The sequence below is a fragment of the Cupriavidus sp. SK-3 genome (genome assembly GCF_000611145.1).
GTDB lineage: Bacteria > Pseudomonadota > Gammaproteobacteria > Burkholderiales > Burkholderiaceae > Cupriavidus.
The window spans coordinates 1-20,074 of sequence record NZ_JFJV02000169.1 but is presented as its reverse complement, the minus strand read 5'-3'; the positions used below and the strand labels follow the sequence as shown (position 1 = coordinate 20,074).

The window sequence follows — 20,074 nt, the reverse complement described above, 5'->3', positions numbered from 1 at the left end:
CCGCAGGGGGGTGAAACCGCTTTTGACTTTAGGTTCTAAGGTTCCCGGATTTTCAAGACATTCGACTCAAAATCCGCCAAAACAGCCAAAACCGCAAAAAACACAACCGATACAAAGAGTAAGGAGCCAACATGCACATCGCCTTCATCGGCCTAGGCAACATGGGCGCCCCCATGGCCCGCAACCTGCTCAAAGCAGGCCACACCCTCACCGTATTCGACCTGAACCCAACCGCCCTGTCAGCACTAAAAGCCGACGGCGCCGCCATCGCCCAATCCGCCCGCAAGGCAGCCGCCGAAGCCGACTTCGTCATCACCATGCTGCCGGCCGCCGCCCACGTCCGCGCCACCTACCTCGATCCCGAAGGCGTCCTCGCCGGCGTCCGCCCCGGCGTCCCCCTGGTAGATTCCAGCACCATCGACCCCGCCACCATCCGCGCACTGGCCGCCGAGGCTGGCAAGCAAGGCAACCCGATGGCCGACGCCCCGGTCTCCGGCGGCACCGGCGGCGCCCAGGCGGGCACGCTGACCTTCATGGTAGGCGCCGAACAAGCCCTGTTCGAGCAACTGCAGCCTGTGCTCTCCGGCATGGGCCGCAACATCGTCCACTGCGGCGGCACCGGCACCGGCCAGGTCGCCAAGATCTGCAACAACCTCATCCTCGGCATCTCCATGATCGGCGTATCCGAGGCCATGGCCCTCGGCGTCAAGCTCGGCATCGACGCCGGCGTGCTGGCCGGCATCGTCAACACCTCCACCGGACGCTGCTGGGCCGCCGACACCTGCAACCCCTACCCCGGCGTGATCCCGGCCGCGCCGGCCTCCCGCGGCTACAGCGGCGGCTTTGGCGCGGACCTGATGCTCAAGGACCTGGGCCTGGCCGCGGACGCCGCCCGCAGCGTGCGGCAGCCGCTCTTCCTGGGCGCCCTGGCCCAGCAGATCTACCAGGCCGTGAGCCAGGCCGGCGACGGGCAGCTCGATTTCTCGGGCGTGATCCGCCAGTACATGACGCAAGAGGAGCCGTCGGCATGATCGAACACGCGATCGACGGGCATATCGCCCGCCTGACCCTCAAGCGCCCGCCCGCCAATGCCTTCAATGCCGAAGGCCTGCAGCAGCTGCAGCAACTGGTGGGCACGCTGAACGCCGACGAGCGTGTGCGGGCCATCGTCGTCACCGGCGACGGCAACCGCTTTTTCAGCGCCGGCGCCGACCTCAACGGCTTCGCCGACGACGACCGCGCCCATGCACGGGTAATGGCGCAGCGCTTTGGCGCCGCCTTCGAAGCACTGCAGAATGCGCGCCCCCTGGTGATCGCGGCTATCAACGGCTACGCGATGGGCGGCGGGCTGGAATGCGCGCTTGCCTGCGATGTCCGCATTGCGGAGGAACAGGCCCAGATGGCATTGCCCGAGGCCGGCGTCGGCCTGCTGCCCTGCGGCTGCGGCACGCAGACCCTGCCCTGGCTGGTGGGCGAGGGCTGGGCCAAGCGCATGATCCTGGCCAATGAACGGATCGATGCCGCCACCGCGCTGCGTATCGGCCTGGTGGAAGAGGTGGTGCCGGCCGGCCAGGCCCTCGACACCGCGATGCGCCTGGCCGAGCGCGCAAGCAATGTCAGCCCGCGCGCGGCGGCCTACAGCAAGCAACTGGTGCACCTGGCCCGCCAGGGCGTGCCGCGCGGCCCCGCGCTGGCGCTGGAGCGCGAGCGCTTTGTCGACCTGTTCGACGGCGAGGACCAGCGCGAGGGCGTCAACGCCTTCCTGCAAAAACGCGCGCCGCAATGGCGCAATGCCTAGGAGCCACGCCATGCGCCTGAACCCGAATGACGCCGCGCAGGAACGCCCTGCCGCCGCCACGAACGCCGAGCCCGAGGTGCTGTTCCAGGAGATCAACGGCGTCGGCGTGATCACGCTGAACCGCCCGCGTCAGCTGAACGCCCTGTCGTACCCGATGATCGGCGCGCTCGATACGCAGTTGGCGGCATGGGCCACGCGCGGCGACATCGCCGCCGTGCTGTTGCGCGGCGTGGGCAGCAAAGCCTTTTGCGCCGGCGGCGATATCCGCGCGCTGTACGACAGCTTCCACGCCGGCACCTCGCTGCGCCAGCAGTTCTTTGTCGACGAGTACCGGCTCGACTACCGCCTGCATGGCTATCCCAAGCTGGTGGTGGCGCTGATGGACGGCATCGTCATGGGCGGCGGCATGGGGCTGGCGCAGGCCGCGCATCTGCGGGTGGTCACCGAGCGCTCGCGGGTGGCGATGCCGGAAACCGGCATCGGCCTGGTGCCGGACGTGGGCGCCAGCCATTTCCTGTCCAGGCTGCCGCCGGCACTGGCGCTCTATGTGGGGCTGACCGGCGTGACGCTCGGCGCTGCCGATGCACTGCTGTGCAAGCTGGCCGATATCGCCGTGCCCGCCGCGAGCCTGGAAGGCATCGAGCAGACCCTGGCCGGCATTCGCTGGACGGGCGATGTGCTGGCGGACCTGCGTGCCGTGCTGCCGGCAACGCCCGTTGCCGGCGCTGCCGACGCGCCATTGCAGGCGGCCTTGCCGGCCGTGCTGCGGCACTTCCGTCCCGACGCGAGCGTGGCCGGGTTGCTCGACAGCCTGGCGGCCGAGTCCGATCCGGCTTATACCGGCTGGGCCGCGCGCACGCTGGAGATCCTGCGCGGACGCTCGCCGCTGATGATGGCCGTGACGCGGGAAATGCTGCTGCGTGGCCGCGACCTTGATCTTGCGGATTGCTTCCGCATGGAGTTGGGCGTGGTATCCCATGCCTTTACGCAGGGCGACTTCATCGAGGGGGTACGCGCGCTGATCGTCGACAAGGACAATGCGCCGCGCTGGCGCGTGAAGACGGTGGGAGAAGTCAGCGAAGCCACGGTGCAATCGTTCTTCGATAGTCCGTGGCCGCGTGAATCGCATCCGCTGGCGTCGCTCGGCTGACGCCGTGCGCGTTGCACACCGGCATTGCGCCGGCGTGTCATCGGACCAGCGTCCGACCGGCGGCTGATCAGTCCTTTGGTTTCGGCGCGTGGCCGTGCGGCTGGTGCTCGTCCACCGGCACCTTCACCAGTCCGTCCGCGCGGAACATCGCCTTGATGCCCCGCACCGCCTGCCGGATCCGCGCCTCGTTCTCGATCAGCGCGAAGCGCACGTACTCGTCGCCGTAGTCGCCGAAGCCGATGCCGGGCGAGACGCAGACCTTGGCCTTGGCCAGCAACTGCTTGGAGAATTCCAGCGATCCCAGCGCGCGATACGGCTCGGGAATGCGCGCCCAGATATACATCGAGGCCTTGGGAATCTCCACCGGCCAGCCGGACTCGATCAGCCCGCGCGCCAGCACGTCGCGGCGCGTCTGGTAATGCGCGGCGATCTCCTTCACGCATTGCTGGTCGCCTTCCAGCGCGGCGATGGCGGCCACCTGCAGCGGCGTAAAGGTACCGTAGTCGTGATAGCTCTTCATGCGCGTGAGCGCCGCCACCAGGTCGGGATTGCCGACCATGAAGCCGATGCGCCAGCCCGCCATGTTGTAGCTCTTGGACAGCGTGAAGAACTCCACCGCAATATCCTTGGCACCCGGAACCTGCATGATCGACGGCGCCTTCCACCCGTCGAACACGATGTCGGCATAAGCCAGGTCGTGCACCACGAAGATATCGTGCTTGCGCGCCAGCGCGATCACGCGCTCGAAGAAGTCCAGCTCCACGCATTGCGCGGTCGGGTTCGACGGGAAGCCCAGCACGATCATCTTCGGCTTGGGATAGCTGCCACGGATGGCGCGCTCCAGTTCGGCGAAGAAGTCCACCCCCGGCACCAGTGGCACCGAGCGGATATCGGCACCGGCAATCACCGCGCCGTAGATGTGGATGGGATAGCTCGGATCGGGCACCAGCACGGTGTCGCCGCGATCGAGCGTGGCGAGCATCAGGTGGGCCAGCCCCTCCTTGGAACCGATGGTGACGATGGCCTCGGTATCCGGATCGATCTCGACGTCATAGCGCTCGCGGTACCAGTGCGAAATGGCGCGGCGCAGGCGCGGGATGCCTTTGGAGGCGGAGTAGCCGTGGGTGTCGGGGCGCTGCGCGGCTTCGGTAAGCTTGGCAACGATATGCGGCGGCGTGGCGCCGTCGGGGTTGCCCATGCTCATGTCGATGATGTCTTCGCCACGGCGGCGCGCCGCCATTTTCAGCTCGGCGGTGATATTGAAGACGTAGGGGGGAAGACGATCGATACGCGCGAAGCGGCGCTTGCCTGCGGAGGCGGACATGGATTTTCCTTGAACGTAAGCGCCCGGAACCGTCCGAGCGACGCTGCCGGCCGTTGGTGCGGCCGACCGGAAGATCTTAGCGGCGAATACGCACGGCGTCTACGGGTTTTGCATAGCGGCTGGCAACACGCCCGCGGTGCGGATCAGCGCCTCGATCTCGTTTTCATTCCACACGCGCACACCCGCCTCGGCCAGCAATGCCGCGGCCACGCCCTGCCCCGGACGCACGGCGCCGCTGAACGAACCGTCGTAGTGTTCGCGGTTGCCGCAGGACGGGCTCAGCGCCTTGAGCAAGGCATGCTTGCATTGGCGCTGCCGCGCGATCGCCAGCGCGTCGCGCGCGCCTGCCGTGAAGGGCTGCGTGACATCGGCGCCGGTGGCATCGCGCACGATGGCGGCACCGGCCAGCACGTGCGCGCCGCTGCCGCCGACGATCTCGGCGGGCGGGCGCGGCGTGGGCAAGCCGCCCAGCGATTCCGGGCAGACCGGAATCAGATCGAAATGCCGCGCCAGCATGGCCAGCACGGGCTCGGGCTGGGCCTTGGCCTGGCCGTCGTAGCGCACCGGCTGGCCTAGCAGGCAGGAACTGACAAGGAGCGCGGGGCGGGAGGAAGAATCCGTTGGCATGGCGATGCGCTGTGGACTACGTATGAATGAAGACCGAAGGATCGGCTACGTCTGCGATGGATTGCGCAGCGTCATGCCGCCTCGCCCACCTTCCTCACCACCGCGTCATCGGGCCCGAGCAGGCGGCCATCCTCGGCGCGCACCTCGAGCTGCCGCACAGGCTTGCCGGCCTGGCCATCCACCAGCACCGAATGCGGCTCGCCCGGCGCGAAGAAAAACGCCTCGCCCCATTGCCGCAAACCCACCACCACGGGAAACAGCGCCCGGCCTTTCTGCGTCAGCACGTATTCCTGATAGGCACTCCCGTCCGATGCCGGCACCTGCTCCAGGATGTCATGCGCCAGCAGCGTGCGCAGCCGGTCGGACAGGATGTTCTTGGCCAGGCCCAGGCTGCGCTGGAACTCGCCGAAGCGCCGCAAGCCGTCGAAAGCATCCCGCACGATCAGCAGCGACCACCAGTCGCCGATCACATCGAGCGAGCGGGCAACAGGGCACTCCGCGCCTTCCAGGCTGGTTCGCCGGACCATATCGCAACTCCGTCTGCGCGCCGCCGGCACGGCGCCGCGGGCTGCGGCGCGCTGCGCTGGCGCCGGTTCCGGCACTCACGGCGAGGCGGTTGCATTGTAAAACCAGTCGATCCGGTCTTCAACCTCCGCGCGAACGGATGCGGCACCCGTCAATCATCAGTCGTCGATGTTCTCATGCACGGCGGCGGCGCCGGCCTTCCAGTAGCTGGCGGCGCGGATGCGGCCCTTTTCGATGCCGCGCTCGCCCACCAGGTACTGGCGCACGGCACGGATCGCCGCGCCTTCGCCGGCGGCCCAGGCATAGCCCTCGCCACTTGGCAGCGGGAGCTCGCGCAGCGCTTGCTCCAGCAGGCTGCCAGCGGTTGCACCCGCTGGCGCGCTGTCGCGGTGCTGCCAGCGGAGTTCGACGCCGGCGCGGCTGGGCAGCGGGATTTCAGCGGCGGCGTTGTCCACCGCCAGCACCACCAGCGCGCGCACGCCGGCCGGCAGTTCCTCCAGGCGCCTGGCGATCGCGGGGAGCGCGGTTTCGTCGCCCACCAGCAGGTGCCAGTCGAAGCCCTCGGGAATCACAAACGAGCCGCGCGGGCCGCCCACGCCGAGATACTGGCCGGGCGCAGCCTGCGCGGCCCAGGTGGAGGCAGGGCCATCGCCATGCAGCACGAACTCGATGTCGAGTTCGCCCGCAACCGGGTCATAGCGGCGCGGCGTGTAATCGCGCGCCGCGGGTTTCGGCACGCCTTCCGGAAAGACCGGGCCGTTGGGGCCGGCTACCGGCAATATGGGCTTGTCCTGTCCGGCCGCCGGGAAGAACACCTTGACGTGATCGTCGAAGGAAGCGGAGACAAAGCCTTTCAGGTCGTCTCCGGCCAGCGTGACGCGCAGCAGTTGCGGGGAGACAGCCTGGGTACGCACCACTTGCAGCAGGCGCATCTTGAGTTCATGGCGAACGCGTTGCACGGTGAGGTCGCGAGTATGCATGGATCTCCTTGATGACTGGGAGTTGGAATTCGGGATATGGAGTGTCGGGAACCGGGTCAGCACTCAGGTAGCACCCTGCCCGTCCCGCCCGGCATTGATCTCCGCCGTGGCCCTCGCCAGGATGGCGGCGATGCGGCGCTGCTCGGCCGGCGCAGCCTCGGTGCGCATCAGCAGTGCGCGCTTGAGCGCCAGGCGCGCCTCGACGAATTCGGGCAGCCAGCCGCCTTCGGCTTCACGCTCGTCGCCGCCCTCGGCCCCTTCGCCCGACAGCGCGCGCCGCACCCACTCCATCTTGCGCGCCACGTGCTTGAGCTTGTTGAGCATCAGCGCCAGCCGCTCGCGGTTGGCTTCGAGATGCGCCCGGCCCGGCTCCGCCAGCTGGTAGCGCTTCTTGTTGCCCTCGGTATCCACGGTGGCGTAGCCGACTTCTTCCAGGAACGTCAGCGCGGGATAGACCATGCCGGGGCTGGGCTTGTAGAAACCGTTGGTGCGGGTTTCCAGCGCCTTGATCAGTTCATAGCCATGGCTGGGCTTTTCCTCCAGCAGGGACAGCAGCATCAGTTGCAGATCGTCCGAACTGAACTTGCGGCCGCGCCGCCAGCTATCGCCGTCGCCATCGAAGCCGTCGCCGCCGCCAAAGAAGCCGCCCGGACCGCCGCCATGGCGATGGCGGCCAACGGCATGGATGGCTTGGCGAGCTCCGTGGGACGAGGGATGGGCGGAGAAATGAGACGACAGGTGAGCCAGCATGTGATGGCTAAGCCTGCCCAGAAGTGGATGGTGACGCATGATCGCAATCCTTACTATCGAAAGACATATCGTAAGATATATATCTTAAGTAAGGATGTCAAGGCGATCCCGACGGGCGCGGCTAGGGGAAACCGGCCCGCCTGGCCTGCGCCATCGCGCGCGCAGACCAGTGAAACGCGGAGGGCCGGCGGCTGAAGCGCCGGCTCTCCGAGCCTACTTGGCGCCCTTTGCCGTGGTGTAGCTGGCGATCAGGTTGCGATAGTCGGGAATGTGATTGGAGAACAGCGTGCCCAGTCCCTCGATATCGTTGCGCCAGTCGCGATGCAGCTCGCAGGCGACGCCGAACCAGCTCAGCATCTGCGCGCCGGCTTCCGCCATGCGGCTCCAGGCGGCATTGCGGGTGATCTCGTTGAAGGTGCCAGAGGCGTCGGTAACTACAAAAACGTCATAGCCTTCGGCCAGCGCTGACAGCGCGGGGAACGCCACGCAGACCTCGGTCACCACGCCCGCGATGATCAGTTGCTTGCGGCCGGTGGCCTTGACCGCCTTGGTGAAGTCCTCGTTGTCCCAGGCATTGATCTGGCCCGGCCGCGCAATGTAGGGCGCATCGGGGAAGGTCTGCTTCAGTTCCTGCACCAGCGGCCCGTTCGGGCCATCTTCAAAGCTGGTGGTCAGGATGGTGGGCAGGTTGAAATACTTGGCCAGGTCCGCCAGCGCAAGCACGTTGTTCTTGAATTTATCGGGTTCGATATCGCGGACCAGGGATAGCAGGCCAGCCTGGTGATCGACCAGGAGGACGGCGGCCTGGCTCTTGTCCAGGCGCTTGTACGGGGTAGTCATGCGAAGCTCCTTTTTGAGGATTAACGATTAACAACAGTCAAACAACAGTCAATCATGATGAAGGCCCGTCGATTGACGCTCAGCCGCGCCGGAAATCCAGCGTTTCGTGGTCGGATGCAAACTGCCTGGCTGCAGCGGCCCCTGAGGGCCGCCGCATCCTGATGCGCGCTTACTGCACGCGCCTCTCCTGCGCTGCCTCGATATGCCCGAAGCGGCCGCTGCGCAGGTCCTGCAGCGCCTGCGCGATTTCTTCCTGCGTGTTCATCACGAACGGCCCATAGCTGGCCACCGGTTCGTCGATGGGGTCGCCGTGCAGGACCAGCACCACGGCGGCGCTGGTAGCCTCCAGCGCAAAGGCGGTGCCCGCGCGGCCAAGCAGCACCATCTGCCCCGCCTGCGCGGCCTGGCTGCCGTTGACCCGCACATTGCCGCGCAGCACGACCAGCGCCACGGTGCGGCCCTCGGGCGCCTGCAAGTCGACATCCGCGCCCTCGCGCAACTGCAGGTCCCAGACATCCATCGGCGTGAAGGTGTGGGCGGGTCCGCGCGCGCCCTGATGTTCGCCGGCAATCACGCGCATCCGGCCAGCGCCGCCCGGCAAGGGCAGCGAAGGAATGTCCGCCGACAGGATGGTCTGGTAGCCCGGCGCCGCCATCTTGTCGCGGGCGCGCAGGTTCACCCACAGTTGCACCATTTCCAGGGTGCCGCCGGTGCGGGTGAAAGCTTCCGAGTGGAACTCTTCATGCAGGATGCCGGACGCCGCCGTCATCCATTGCACGTCGCCCGGGCCGATGCGCCCGCCCTGCCCGGTGGAGTCGCGGTGTTCCAGCTCGCCCTGGTAGACGATGGTCACGGTCTCGAAACCGCGGTGCGGATGCTCGCCCACGCCGCGCTTGCGGGTGGCAGGCGTGAATTCGGCCGGGCCAGCATGGTCCAGCATCAGGAACGGGCTCAGGTGGCTGCCAAGGCTCTGCTGGGAGAACAGCGTGCGGACTGGAAAGCCGTCGCCCACCCAGTGGGCATGCGGGCTGCTATAGGTGCCGATGATCTGCTTCATGAGGTTTCCTGAGCGATGGGGGCTGACTGCGCCTCTGTTGAAGAAGAGCTTAGGCGGTCCCCAGGCCCGTCGGTAGTCGGCGTGCGCTATTCTCAGTGTCCTATTGATAGGACGATGCCCCCCGATGCACCCCGACCTCAACGACCTCTTCTACTTCGCCCAGGTGGTGGATCACCAGGGCTTCGCGCCGGCAAGCCGCGCCCTCGGCATTCCCAAGTCAAAGCTGAGCCGCCGTATCGGCGTACTCGAAGAGCGCCTGGGCACGCGCCTGATCCAGCGCTCGACCCGGCATTTCTCCGTCACCGAGATCGGCCAAAGCTACTACGGCCACTGCAAGGCCATGCTGGTCGAGGCGGATGCCGCGCAGCAGGCCATCGACCTGACGCGTTCCGAGCCCCAGGGCATCGTCCGCCTGGCTTGCCCGGTGACGCTGCTGCATGCGCGGATCGGCGCCATGGTGGCGGAGTTCATGGCGGCTTACCCAAAAGTGATCGTGCATCTGGAGGCCACCAACCGCCGCGTGGACGTGATCGCCGAGCGCGTCGACGTGGCGATCCGGGTCCGCGTGCCGCCCTTGCGCGACAGCGATCTGGTGATGCGCACGCTGGGCAGGCGCGCCTGGTGCCTGGTCGCGAGCCCCGCGCTGCTGGCCGAGCGCGGCCTGCCCGCCGTGCCGGCCGACGTGGCCGCGCTGCCGACGCTTGACTGGGGCCCGCCGCAACCCACGCATAGCTGGCAACTGGAGGGCCCCGATGGCGCCAGCATGGAAATCCGGCACAGCCCGCGCCTGGTCACCGACGATATGCTGGCCCTGCGCCTCGCCGCGCTGGCGGGGGTCGGCGCGGTGGCATTGCCGAGCATGGTGGTGGAGGACGACCTGAAGCAAGGCCGGCTTGTCATGCTGGTGCCGCAATGGCGGCCAAGGGGCGGCGTCATCCATGCCGTGTATCCCTCGCGCCGGGGGCTGCTGCCCGCGGTGCGGGCCCTGATCGACTTCCTGGCCCTGCGCTTCGAGCAGATCGTGGAGGAATAACGCCGGCTGGCAAGCCGGCGTGTTACCGGCGGCGGTCCCGGCACAGTCTTGCCGGCGCATTCCGCCAGCCGCTTCCGACCTCGGAACGGCTCTGCGCACAGCCCGCTAGAACAGCTAGAACACGAGCGTCGCCGTGCCCATGAAGGTCCTGGTACTTTCCATGCGATTCTGGCTCGCCACCGTCGGCACCCAGCGCAGGCCGAGCGAAAGCGTGCTCTTGGCGCCGATCTTGGTGTCGTAGTTGATGACCGGCCCGATCGCCCAGTCGTGCCCGCGGAAGCCATTGAGGCGATCCGCGGTGGGTCCGCTGTCGCTGCCAAGCTGCTGCGTGGTGCCGACGATCAGCCCCGCGCTGAAGGATTTGGTGAACAGCTTGCGCGCCATGGCGTCAATCGTGAAGAGCGGCGCATTCTGGTAGTTGGTGGCGTTGTTGCGCGTGTAGAACTGCAGGCCGGTAACCACATCGAACTGCCACCCCTGCTCGGGCAGGATCTTGGTGTACGCCACCTGCGGCACGAAGGTCCAGTTGTTCAGGCCCGTGTTGGCCAGCGCGTTGGCATCGTAGCTGCCCGTGGGCGCCCAGATGTTCAGGCTCAGCGCCACGTGCTCGGTCTGGGAGAAGTGATAGCCGGCGATAACCGGCGTGAAGTAGATATCGAACAGGCCGGACGCGATGTCCTGGCTGCTACCGTTGAAACGCCCGAGCGTCACGTTGGCGCCCACCCGGTTCCACAGATACGGCAGCGTGAAGCTGGAGGCGAAATTCCACGCGCCGGTCTTGGTGTCCCAGACCTTCATGATGGTGGCCAGCGTAAAGGCTACCTCGCCGCTGATGCCAAGCGAGGCCTGCCCCCCGATCGGCACCTGGCGTCCGCCGTCGACAGAGCCATTCAGGTACATCTCGGCCAGGTTGACAGCCAGGATCGGCTCTGGCGATACGATGCCGGCATTCGGCACCACGCTGGTGCCGGAAATGGGCCGGCCCAGCGCGCCCTCGGTGGCATGCGCCGACACCGCAGCGAGCAGCAGTGGCAACGCAATGGCGAGAGGCTTCGTCTTCCTGGAGTGCATTCGGGTTTTACCTTGTAGTCGGGTGATCGGCAATCTTGTGTTGGCCGGCCGCTGGTTGCGCGCATCGCGCCGCTCCGGCAAAGATTGCAGATTTTGCCCGAAAAACGGTTTCGCCAGAATTGGTGTTTTTCCCGCCAGAGAAAAAGCCCTCGGCCGGGGCGGTCGAGGGCTAAGTGAAAAAGGCGGGTCGCGAGGTCCGCCCCAGCCGCAGATCATAAGCAATCGGGCGCATGGCGCAATCACCTGACCGGGTGAGGTTCGTCACGCTGCCTGCCTTGCCCGGACTCGACATCGGCAACCAGCACGCGATAGAGATCCCGCGCCAGCGCTCTCGGCTGGGCAGCGCGACGGGCCGCGGCCGGCGCCACCACGCACAAGTGGACTGACGGGGGTGGCATGAATGGCACCGCCGGCTCCAGCACCGCGAGATGTCTTTCGGCCAGGTATCCCGGCAAGCCCACCTCGGGCAGCAAGGTCACGCCAAGCCCGGCGGCCAGCAAGTCCATCAGGACGCCGACAGACTGCGCGCGAACGCGCGGCTCGCCGCCGGCCAGCACCGCGCGGAACCAGACGCCGAGATCCGCGGAAAGGCCCGGCATGCTGTCTTCCAGCAACCACGGCCAGGCATCAACCCTGGCCGCCATGAATTCCGCGTGGCGCAGGCGAGAGCATACGGGCACCATCCGGCAGCGCATTTCCACGCAGTCCGTGACCACCTGGAATGCGTCGTCCGCGCCAAGGGAAAGCCCGAGATGGATGTCCGCGCGGCGCAGTGCCTGAATCAGCGCGGCGTCCGTCGCCATGGGCACCAGCATGGCATCCATCAGCGGGTGCATCCTGCGGACATGGCCAAGGACGTGCGGCGCCACCAGTTCCGCCAAGCCCGAGACACCGATACGCAAGCTGCCGGGCGCCTGCACAACCGGCTCACCCGCGCCGCCGCCAACGAGGCCCGCCCAGATTTCCAGCATGCCGCGCACCTTGGGCGCCATATCGACAGCCAGCGGCGTTGGACAGAGCGCCCCGTCGGACTGGACATGGAACAAGGTGCCGACCCGGTCTTCCAGCGAGTGCAACTGGTAGAGCACGGTAGCGCGGGATACCCGCTGCCTGTCCGCCACGAAGGCAATCGAGCCTGCATTCAGCAAGGCGATGAATGTCTGCAGCACGCGCGTGTTCACCCTGCGGGCAGGCATGCAGCTTCGCGGATCCCTTGCCGCGCCCACGCTTTCCTGCCCGCCCGTCCCATCTGCGCCGGGTACCCTGTCCGCCGATGCGATCGCATTCGATTGGCGCGAATCAAGGGCTTGGCGCATGGATGGCTCCGGAGCATCGTGATGAAACTGGCGCCTGCCCTGGCATCAGGCCAGTGCCCCGCCTGCTTGAGTCCGAAATTTTGGAAAATTTGGTTTCCAGTCTCGGCGGCCATGCTGGCGCGCTAGTCCTCAGTGACGAACTTTAGTTCTATCGTTTCCAATATCAACATTTTCCCCATCTGAAATCTATCGGCGTGTGTATTGAATTTTTCTGGCGGGGAAACGGGGTCGATTGAGGCTACATGCGGTGAATTCGCCACGCTTCGCGCGAACGAGGCGGCACTTTGCCTTGCTGCGCTGCGGAATGCCCAAGCCGTCCGCGCTCCTGGCCCGGACGGCTACCAAATTTTGCTAAATCTAGCGGGACCGGGACCGGCATGCCGCACAGGAGGAAAGCCGGCTGCTCCGTGCGCCCTCTGGCGCCTTAGATGCGGAAATCCGCCGCCATGTCTGCATCCGTACGCGCCTCCAGGCGGCCAGAGCGGCAAGCGGCGACAAACACGTCATAGTCACGCTCGACCTGATCCGCATACGCGTTTGAATACGCCAGCAATGCATCGGCCATCGCATCGCTGTTGCCAAGGTAGCCGCTGATCTCCAGCGCCATCCCGCTGGCCTTGGCATGGGCCCGCGCCAGCACCCAGCCACACAGCGCCGCGAACTCGCTGAACAGTTCGATATCCATCAACTCGATCTCGGGCGACAGTTTCATATCGCGCAGCTGCCGCATATAGAAATGCCGGCCGGACGGCCCGTTGTTCCAGCCCAGGAACACATCGCTGGCGGCCTGCATCAGCCGCTGGCCTTCCACCACGCGCCGGCCTTCATGCGTCACCGGCGGCGACTTGAAATAGCGCGCCACTACCGACTGGGTGGCCTGCTTGCTTTGCAGGAAGAGCGGCTTGCCGTGGTTGTCGATCATCAGGATGATCAGGCAGCGCGTGCCGACGCTGCCCACCCCCACCACCTTGAAGGCGGCATCGTGGCGTGTGAAATGGCTGAGCAACTGGCGCCGGTCGGGGGCCATGGTACCCAGGTATTCCTTGAACGCCCTGTCGAAAGCCTTGCCAGTGTCGGTGATCTTCATCCAGTCGTCCTCGGGGGAGAACAGCGTGTTCTCGCCTTGTATGTGGAAGATCCCCGGCGGTGCGTCGCGGATCCTCCAGCGCTCGCCAACCCGCTCCGACAACTTCGGCAGCAGTGCTGCGCTGGCGCGCCTGGTCGCGCGCGCCATGCCGCGCTCCAGGGATTTGCGGATCTGCGGTGAAGCCGTCTCGGCCATCAGCCGCTCGAAGGTGATGGCGTCATACCAGGTGTCGAGAATGCCCATCCCGGCATAGTTGGCCATGCGCCCCTGATAGCTGCGCACGATGCGGTAGACCAGGTCATCGATCACGCCGCGTTTGTGGCGCAGATGCCGGCCCGCCACCACGAAGCTGGCGGTAAGCCGCTTCAGGTCCCATTCCCAGGGCCCGAGGCTGGTCTCGTCGAAGTCGTTGAGGTCGAACAGCAGCGAGCGCTCAGGACTGGCAAACCCGCCGAAGTTGGCCAGGTGGCAGTCGCCGCAGATCTGGATGGGGAGATCGGAATTCGGCGTACCGGCGAGGTCATGCGCCTGGATGATGGCGCTGCCTCGGTAAAAGGTGAAGGGCGATTCGATCATGCGCCCATAGCGCAGCGGCACCAGCCGGTCGACACGGCCGGCGCTGTTGATCTCCAGCAGTTCGACGGGATCTCGTTCAACGCTGCCGACCGCGACATGCGCGCTGCGGGGAACATGTTTGCGCGTGACTTTGCCGCGCTCGCGGCGGGATTCGATGTCTTCAGGGGTGTCCACAAGCTCTCCTTGGATTACTCGACATGCTGCCGCAGCGCCGCGATTGCCTCTCTTGGATTCATTGTGTGTGCGTCTCTTGTTCGCCCCGGCCCGAGGGCGGGGTCTGGCGTGAGCATGGTCCGCCGGGATGACCGGCGGGCCACGTAGTGACACGGCGGCTACGACCGCTACTTCTTCGGCGACCTCTGCTTTTCGATGCGCTCGTCCACCGACTTGCGGATCTGGTCCACGCTGAAGCTGGCAGGCTTCTGGCTCGGTGGATAAGTCACGAAGGTCTCAAGGAATGCCGCTGCCTTGGTGACGCCTATCTCCGTCAGGTACGCATTCCTGGTAGTCCAGTCGTAGTATTGGTCCGAGACGACATCGGCTCGTTCGTACGGATCCATGCGGAGGTTGAAGACCTTCGGAAACCGCAGGCAGGTGAACGGGTTAGCCCATACCTGCATGCCCCCCGGCGCTCGCTGCTCACAGAAGACGATCTTCCAGTCGCCGTAGCGCATCGCGACCAGTTCGCCGTCGTCGTTGAAGTAGTAGAAATCATCACGCGCGCCCTTCGGACTCTTGCCGGTCAGGTAGTCGAGCTGGTTATAGCCGTCCAGGTGCACCTTGAAACTCTGCCCGGACTTTGGCGACCAGCCTTTGAGCAGGCGGTCCTTGACGGTGGTATCGCCCACGGCCGCAAGCAGCGTGGGGAACCAGTCCAGGCCGGAGAACATCTGGTTGGAGACCTCGCCTGCCTTGATGCGGCCGGGCCAGCGCACCATGGCCGGCACCCGGAACGCGCCTTCCCAGTTCGTGTTCTTCTCACTGCGGAACGGCGTGGTTGCCGCGTCGGGCCAGGAGAACTGGTTCGGGCCGTTGTCGGTGGTGTAGACCACGATGGTGTCATTGGCAATGCCCAGGTCATCCAGCGTCTTCAGCAGCTTGCCCACATCCTCGTCATGCTCCAGCATGCCGTCGGCATACTCGTTGCCCGGCATGCCGCTGCGCCCCTTCATGGCGTCGCGGACATGCGTGAACAAGTGCATGCGGGTGGTATTCATCCAGACGAAGAATGGCTTGTTGTCCTTGGTCTGCTTCTCGATGAACTCCTGCGCGGCGGCAGTGGTCTCGTCGTCGATCGTCTCCATCCGCTTCGTGGTCAGCGGGCCGGTGTCCTGGACCTTGCCATCGGCGAACGAGTGGATCACGCCGCGCGGCGAGAAGTTCTTCACAAACGGGTCGTTCTTGTCCTTGGGCCAATAGGGGCGCTGGGGCTCCTCCTCGGCATTCAGGTGGTAGAGGTTGCCAAAGAACTCATCGAAGCCATGCGCTGTCGGCAGGTACTCGTTCTTGTCCCCCAGGTGGTTCTTGCCGAACTGCCCGGTGGCATAACCCTGCGCCTTCAATGCCTGGGCAATCGTGATATCGCCCTTCTGCAGGCCCACCGGCGCACCCGGCGCGCCGACCTTGCTCAGGCCGGTACGCAGCGGCGTCTGCCCGGTGATGAAGGAGGAGCGGCCCGCCGTGCAACTGTTCTCGGCGTAGTAGTCGGTAAACATCATGCCTTCGCGCGCGATACGGTCGATGTTCGGCGTCTTGTAACCGACCACACCCATGCTATAGGCGCTGATATTGGTCTGCCCGATGTCGTCGCCGAAGATCACCAGGATATTCGGCTTCTTGGCGGACGTGTTGTTCGGCGCGCTCGCTGGCGCCTTGGCAGGCGCGTCCGCGGCCATTGTGACGGTTGGTGCGGATACCAGCCAACCGGCCGCCGCGATCGGCACCGCCACCGCGAGCGCGATGGCCGCTCGCTTCAGTGAGCGATTGATTCGCATGTGTGCTCCTCCTCTGTTACCCGACCGCTGCCGGCGGCCCCGGTTTCCCCAATCCGTGTTCGCGGATCTCTCGTTGCTCAGTCCCGCATGCCCAGCATGCGGCGGAAGTACTGGTTGGCCTCACCGCCCTGCACGGCCAGCCCGATCTCTTCCCGCCAGCGCTGACGGTCGCCGGCGTAAGCGGCGAGCGTGGCCGCGTAGAAGTGCATCAGCCGGCCACGCTCCCGATCGATGTCCGCCAGAAACGCAGGGCCGGCGCCGCGCAACGGCGGTGCCACATGCAGATCCAGCAAGGCAGGCAGCACGCGCGATATCTCGTCGCGCCGCACCCAGCCCGCGTACTCGATCAACGGCCGGTCGTCCGTCACGGCCGGCGCGCCGGCGGCGTAGCGTTCCAGCCCTTCCCGCCCTGTCACCCAGGTGGCGAGCAGCGCGGCGGGCGAATTGATGCCGACCTCGCGCAGGGCGCCGGCCACGGCTGGCTGGTTGAAGCGCGCCTGGATGCGCGCGGCGTCCAGGTCCAGCGGCGCGTCCGAGCCCACCAGCAGCATCTCGTGCACCTCGGTAGTCCATAGCGAGGCGTGCGGGAACGCGTCAAGGAAGCTGCGCACCAGCGCGCGGGAGTCTTCGTCGTTCTGCGTGGCCAGCGGCAGCCACTGGGCAAACAGCCCGCCCGGCTGCAGGCGGCTGCGCGCCAGCTCGTAGAAATCGCGCGAGTAGAGATTCACCACGCCGGCAGCTGATGGCGGCGGTGGTTCCAGGGTGATCAGGTCATAGCGCTCGGTGCTGCGCAGCAGTTCGTGGCGGCCGTCGCGCACGCGGATGTCGGATCCGGGATGGCGGCTGACGTCGTAGTTACCCTGGAATTCCGGCACGGCACGCACCACCGAAGGCAGCAGCTCGGCCGTGACGCGGCGTTCCAGTCCCGGGTATTGCGTGAGCGCGCCCGCGGTAATGCCGGTGCCAAGCGCAACCACCAGCGCCGAGCGCGGCTCCTGCGTGTGGACCAGCAGCGGCAGCAAGGCCTGCAGCCGCATGTAACGCAGCGACCCGATGGCGTCTCCCGAGTTGGAGACACCTGAGATGTACAGGCGCCGGAAGCTGGCGCCCGGCCTGCCCTGCTCGATCACGGCGACCGTGCCGCCGGGGCTTTCCTCGTAGGAAACCAGGGTGCCGTCCTTGGCCTCGGCCAGCAGCCGCGCGAGACGATCGGGCGGCGTCAGCACGGCGGCCACTGCCACGCAGACGCCGATGCCCAGGGCGGCCGCACACAGGGCGGGCCGCACGCCGGGGCCGCGCAGCACGGCAACCGTGCCCACCGTAGCCGCCGCAGCGGCGAGTATCCCAAGGGTATGGACAAGGCCTAGCGCCGGCACCAGCACGAAGCCCGTCAGGAAGGTGCCGGCGATGCCGCCCATCGTATTGAGCGCCAGCACAACGCCGACGTCGCGGCCGATATGGCCGGGTTCGGCACACAGGCGCAAAGCTGCGGGAAACGCCGCACCGAGCAGCATCGTGGGCGCAAACACCACGCACAGCCCCGCCAGCGCAAAGCGCGCGCACATTGCGGCCAGCTCGCTGCCCGTGACCGCCATGACCACGCCTGCGAGGCTCACCTGCAACTGGACCAGCCAGTTCCCGAGCCCCGCCACCTGCAGCAGCGCGACCAGGCCCGCAAGCCCCACCAGCACGCCAAACACGCCCCACGGATCGCGCACGCGGTCGGCAAAACGGGCGTAGATGGCGCTGCCTGCCACCAGGCCGCCCAGGTAGGTGGCCAGCACGATGGTGAAGGCAAAGCTGCGCGTGCTCATGAACTGCACGATGGTCTGCGACCAGACCACTTCATAGCCGAGCGCGATGCCGCCTGCCACGGCATAGAGCCCCACCGCCAGCCGTGCCCGCGCTTGCGGCGCGGGCACGGGTGCTGGCGCGGCGGCATCGATTGCCCGAGGCGCGCTGGCGCGGCCCAGGCCAAGCGCCGTTGCCGCCAGCGCCAGGTTGACCAGCGCAGCGGCCATGGCGGCGCCACGCACGCCAAACGAAGGCACCAGCATAAAGGTGGTCAGCAAGGCGCCGGCCATGGCGCCCAGGGTATTGGCCGCGTAGAGCCCGCCGCCGGTACGCGCCACCTTGCCCGCCGGCGGCGCGCAGGCCGCCATCAGCGCGGGCAAGGTGCCGCCCATCAACAAGGCAGGCACCCCGATCAGCGCGAACGGCAGGCACCAGGCCAGCAGGCCGGCGCGGCTCTCGATCGCCACGAACCACGGTGCCGCTTGCGCCAGCCCGAGCGTGGCGCCAAGGCCCAGCACCGCGATGCCGAGTTCCAGCGCGGCGTAGAACATCAAGGGCCGTGCCGCGCGGTCCGCGCGCCGGCCCAGCGCCCAGCCGCCGCAGGCCAGGCCAAGGAAGAACGCGCTGACACCCGTGGTGACGGCATAGACGTCAACACCAACAATCAGCGCCACCTGTTTGACCCACAGCACCTGGTAGACCAGCGCGGATGCACCGGAGGCGAACAGCAGCGCCGCCAGCAAAGCCCCATGCGTCTCTGCCGCTTCCAGCGCCAGGGGCCGTGACGGCATTGCGGGCCGTCCCTGTGGCAGTGCCGCCATCGCGGCTGAATGTGTCCGGTTCCTGCTCATCTGTCCCAGCCTCCGCGTGCATCCCATCCCGCGCCGCGCGGGCGCTGCCGCCCCGCTACAAGCGGCCGGTCCCGATCCGGCTCATGCGTGTCATGGCGTCCCTGTCAACGGACCGCGATTGGCCAGGCAGCAGGCGAAAAACTGCCGCCGGCACACAGGCCCCTGCCGCACCGCGCGTCGGAAATGGTTTGCCGCCCCGCTCAACCTGGCCGCGGGCTACCTGCGGCAGCCTGCGTAGCGGCCTTGCCGTCCCTGGCCTGCTTCCACTGCGTGTCGTCCACCACCAGCCGGAAGCCGAGGTGCGACATGCTGTTGTACGGATCGGTGCCGCGCCTGGCGCTGGGGCGATAGCTCAGGCAATAGTCTTCATTGCAGAGGAAAGACCCGCCGCGCGTGACGCGGCGCGGCGCGGCCACGGGGACGCCGGGCTCCGAGGGGTCCCACGAATCGGCCGGGCCGCCAGGGTTCTCGATCGGCCTGGCGCTCACGGCTTCGCGCCGGAACTGGTCGGCGCGGTACCAGTCTGCCACCCACTGCCAGGCGTTGCCGGTCATGTCGGACAGGCCGTAGCCGTTGGCCGGGAACGTGCCCACCGGGCTGGTGCCGAGCGCGCCGCCGGCCTTCGCGCTGACTACCGGGAACGGCTGCGCTTGTTGTCCCTGCCAGACGTTGGCCATCTGTCGGCCTTCCGGGGCGAACTGGTCGCCCCAGCTATAGGTCGCCTGTTCCAGCCCGCCGCGCGCGGCGAACTCCCATTCGGCCTCGGTAGGCAGGCGCTTGCCGGCCCATTTCGCGTAGGCCTGCGCGTCTTCATGGGAAACCTGCACCACCGGATGATCGTCCTTGCCGGTGATATTGCTGTCGGGGCCGCCCGGATGCCGCCAGTCCGCGCCGGGCACATAGCGCCACCAGCGCGAGTAATCCTGCAGCGGCACCGGCCGGTTGGTGCCGACAAACACCATGCCGCCCGCCACCATCGCCGAATCGGGCGGACGCGGCGTGCCAGGGGGCAACTGCACGCGCAGCGTCTCCCAGTCCGGTTTGCGTTCGGCCGTGGTGACATAGCCGGTTGCGCGCACGAAGGCGGCAAATTGCGCGTTGGTGACGTGGTGGATATCCATCCAGAAACCATGCACGCGCACCTTGTGGGCCGGCCGCTCGTTGGCCTGCGCCAGCTTATGGTCGCTGCCCATCAGGAATTCCCCGCCCGGCACCCAGGCCATGTCCCTGGGGCCGCGCGTGCCATCGCCGAATACCGCTTTGGCCGGTACCTGCGCGGCGCCGCGCGCCTGCCACCAGGC

General features: G+C 66.9%; 17 protein-coding genes. 4 read left to right on the top strand and 13 right to left on the bottom strand.

The window, feature by feature from the left end:
• Positions 1-131: 131 nt before the first annotated feature.
• From mmsB to CF70_RS17130, 3 genes are read left to right on the top strand one after another with little or no spacing between them, the layout of a single operon-like run.
• Entirely contained in the window at positions 132-1,031 is a 900-nt protein-coding gene (mmsB, locus tag CF70_RS17140) for a 3-hydroxyisobutyrate dehydrogenase (RefSeq protein ID WP_035867050.1), read from the top strand.
• Positions 1,028-1,798, top strand: coding sequence for an enoyl-CoA hydratase (locus CF70_RS17135; protein ID WP_035867048.1), 771 nt, complete (start codon positions 1,028-1,030; stop codon positions 1,796-1,798). Before mmsB ends, CF70_RS17135 begins: the two co-directional genes overlap by 4 nt.
• A 10-nt stretch (positions 1,799-1,808) precedes the next feature.
• Positions 1,809-2,948, top strand: a complete 1,140-nt coding sequence (locus CF70_RS17130) for an enoyl-CoA hydratase/isomerase family protein (protein ID WP_035867046.1) — start codon at positions 1,809-1,811, stop codon at positions 2,946-2,948.
• Between the two features lie 67 nt (positions 2,949-3,015).
• On the opposite strand, the gene alaC is transcribed toward CF70_RS17130, so the two are convergent.
• The 7 genes from alaC to CF70_RS17095 all read right to left on the bottom strand — a co-directional run bounded on the left by alaC (position 3,016) and on the right by CF70_RS17095 (position 9,051).
• Entirely contained in the window at positions 3,016-4,272 is a 1,257-nt protein-coding gene (gene alaC / locus CF70_RS17125) for an alanine transaminase (protein ID WP_035867044.1), read from the bottom strand.
• Between the two features lie 99 nt (positions 4,273-4,371).
• Positions 4,372-4,899, bottom strand: coding sequence for a DUF523 domain-containing protein (locus CF70_RS17120; RefSeq protein ID WP_035867041.1), 528 nt, complete (start codon positions 4,897-4,899; stop codon positions 4,372-4,374).
• Positions 4,900-4,970: 71 nt separating this feature from the next.
• A complete protein-coding gene (locus tag CF70_RS17115) occupies positions 4,971-5,426 on the bottom strand; it encodes a winged helix-turn-helix transcriptional regulator (protein WP_035867040.1) in 456 nt (151 codons plus the stop codon).
• A gap of 156 nt (positions 5,427-5,582) precedes the next feature.
• Positions 5,583-6,404, bottom strand: a complete 822-nt coding sequence (locus tag CF70_RS17110) for a siderophore-interacting protein (RefSeq protein ID WP_035867039.1) — start codon at positions 6,402-6,404, stop codon at positions 5,583-5,585.
• Positions 6,405-6,467: 63 nt separating this feature from the next.
• Entirely contained in the window at positions 6,468-7,193 is a 726-nt protein-coding gene (locus CF70_RS17105) for a PadR family transcriptional regulator (RefSeq protein WP_035867038.1), read from the bottom strand.
• A gap of 174 nt (positions 7,194-7,367) precedes the next feature.
• Positions 7,368-7,994, bottom strand: coding sequence for an isochorismate family cysteine hydrolase YcaC (ycaC, locus tag CF70_RS17100; RefSeq protein ID WP_035867037.1), 627 nt, complete (start codon positions 7,992-7,994; stop codon positions 7,368-7,370).
• Between the two features lie 169 nt (positions 7,995-8,163).
• Positions 8,164-9,051, bottom strand: coding sequence for a pirin family protein (locus CF70_RS17095; protein WP_035867036.1), 888 nt, complete (start codon positions 9,049-9,051; stop codon positions 8,164-8,166).
• A gap of 124 nt (positions 9,052-9,175) precedes the next feature.
• On the opposite strand from CF70_RS17095, the gene CF70_RS17090 reads away from it, so the two are divergent.
• The gene (locus tag CF70_RS17090) at positions 9,176-10,084 is read left to right on the top strand and encodes a LysR family transcriptional regulator (RefSeq protein WP_035867035.1); all 909 of its coding nucleotides are present in this window, start codon (positions 9,176-9,178) and stop codon (positions 10,082-10,084) included.
• 114 nt (positions 10,085-10,198) lie between these two features.
• On the opposite strand, the gene CF70_RS17085 is transcribed toward CF70_RS17090, so the two are convergent.
• From CF70_RS17085 to CF70_RS17060, 6 genes are all read right to left on the bottom strand, one after another.
• Entirely contained in the window at positions 10,199-11,155 is a 957-nt protein-coding gene (locus tag CF70_RS17085; RefSeq protein ID WP_035867033.1) for a SphA family protein, read from the bottom strand.
• A gap of 239 nt (positions 11,156-11,394) precedes the next feature.
• Positions 11,395-12,351: a LysR family transcriptional regulator gene (locus CF70_RS17080; RefSeq protein ID WP_035867032.1), complete on the bottom strand. Its 957-nt coding sequence runs from the start codon at positions 12,349-12,351 to the stop codon at positions 11,395-11,397.
• A 544-nt stretch (positions 12,352-12,895) separates the two neighbouring features.
• Positions 12,896-14,308: a DUF2252 domain-containing protein gene (locus tag CF70_RS17075; RefSeq protein WP_081862216.1), complete on the bottom strand. Its 1,413-nt coding sequence runs from the start codon at positions 14,306-14,308 to the stop codon at positions 12,896-12,898.
• Between the two features lie 167 nt (positions 14,309-14,475).
• Complete coding sequence (locus tag CF70_RS17070; protein WP_081862215.1) at positions 14,476-16,128, bottom strand: arylsulfatase; 1,653 nt, start codon at positions 16,126-16,128, stop codon at positions 14,476-14,478.
• Between the two features lie 77 nt (positions 16,129-16,205).
• Positions 16,206-18,713, bottom strand: coding sequence for a spermidine synthase (locus tag CF70_RS17065; RefSeq protein ID WP_051648588.1), 2,508 nt, complete (start codon positions 18,711-18,713; stop codon positions 16,206-16,208).
• 260 nt (positions 18,714-18,973) lie between these two features.
• The coding region (locus tag CF70_RS17060) for a formylglycine-generating enzyme family protein (RefSeq protein WP_051648586.1) at positions 18,974-20,074 on the bottom strand (1,101 nt) is incomplete at its 5' end.

Excerpts from the sequence above, each read along its gene's own strand:
- CF70_RS17130 (WP_035867046.1), top strand. The coding sequence starts at position 1,809 with ATGCGCCTGAACCCGAATGACGCCGCGCAGGAACGCCCTGCCGCCGCC.
- mmsB (WP_035867050.1), top strand. The coding sequence starts at position 132 with ATGCACATCGCCTTCATCGGCCTAGGCAACATGGGCGCCCCCATGGCC.
- CF70_RS17085 (WP_035867033.1), bottom strand. The coding sequence starts at position 11,155 with ATGCACTCCAGGAAGACGAAGCCTCTCGCCATTGCGTTGCCACTGCTG.
- CF70_RS17065 (WP_051648588.1), bottom strand. The coding sequence starts at position 18,713 with ATGCCGTCACGGCCCCTGGCGCTGGAAGCGGCAGAGACGCATGGGGCT.
- ycaC (WP_035867037.1), bottom strand. The coding sequence starts at position 7,994 with ATGACTACCCCGTACAAGCGCCTGGACAAGAGCCAGGCCGCCGTCCTC.
- CF70_RS17105 (WP_035867038.1), bottom strand. The coding sequence starts at position 7,193 with ATGCGTCACCATCCACTTCTGGGCAGGCTTAGCCATCACATGCTGGCT.
- CF70_RS17135 (WP_035867048.1), top strand. The coding sequence starts at position 1,028 with ATGATCGAACACGCGATCGACGGGCATATCGCCCGCCTGACCCTCAAG.
- alaC (WP_035867044.1), bottom strand. The coding sequence starts at position 4,272 with ATGTCCGCCTCCGCAGGCAAGCGCCGCTTCGCGCGTATCGATCGTCTT.
- CF70_RS17120 (WP_035867041.1), bottom strand. The coding sequence starts at position 4,899 with ATGCCAACGGATTCTTCCTCCCGCCCCGCGCTCCTTGTCAGTTCCTGC.
- CF70_RS17110 (WP_035867039.1), bottom strand. The coding sequence starts at position 6,404 with ATGCATACTCGCGACCTCACCGTGCAACGCGTTCGCCATGAACTCAAG.
- CF70_RS17115 (WP_035867040.1), bottom strand. The coding sequence starts at position 5,426 with ATGGTCCGGCGAACCAGCCTGGAAGGCGCGGAGTGCCCTGTTGCCCGC.
- CF70_RS17090 (WP_035867035.1), top strand. The coding sequence starts at position 9,176 with ATGCACCCCGACCTCAACGACCTCTTCTACTTCGCCCAGGTGGTGGAT.
- CF70_RS17070 (WP_081862215.1), bottom strand. The coding sequence starts at position 16,128 with ATGCGAATCAATCGCTCACTGAAGCGAGCGGCCATCGCGCTCGCGGTG.
- CF70_RS17095 (WP_035867036.1), bottom strand. The coding sequence starts at position 9,051 with ATGAAGCAGATCATCGGCACCTATAGCAGCCCGCATGCCCACTGGGTG.
- CF70_RS17080 (WP_035867032.1), bottom strand. The coding sequence starts at position 12,351 with ATGCCTGCCCGCAGGGTGAACACGCGCGTGCTGCAGACATTCATCGCC.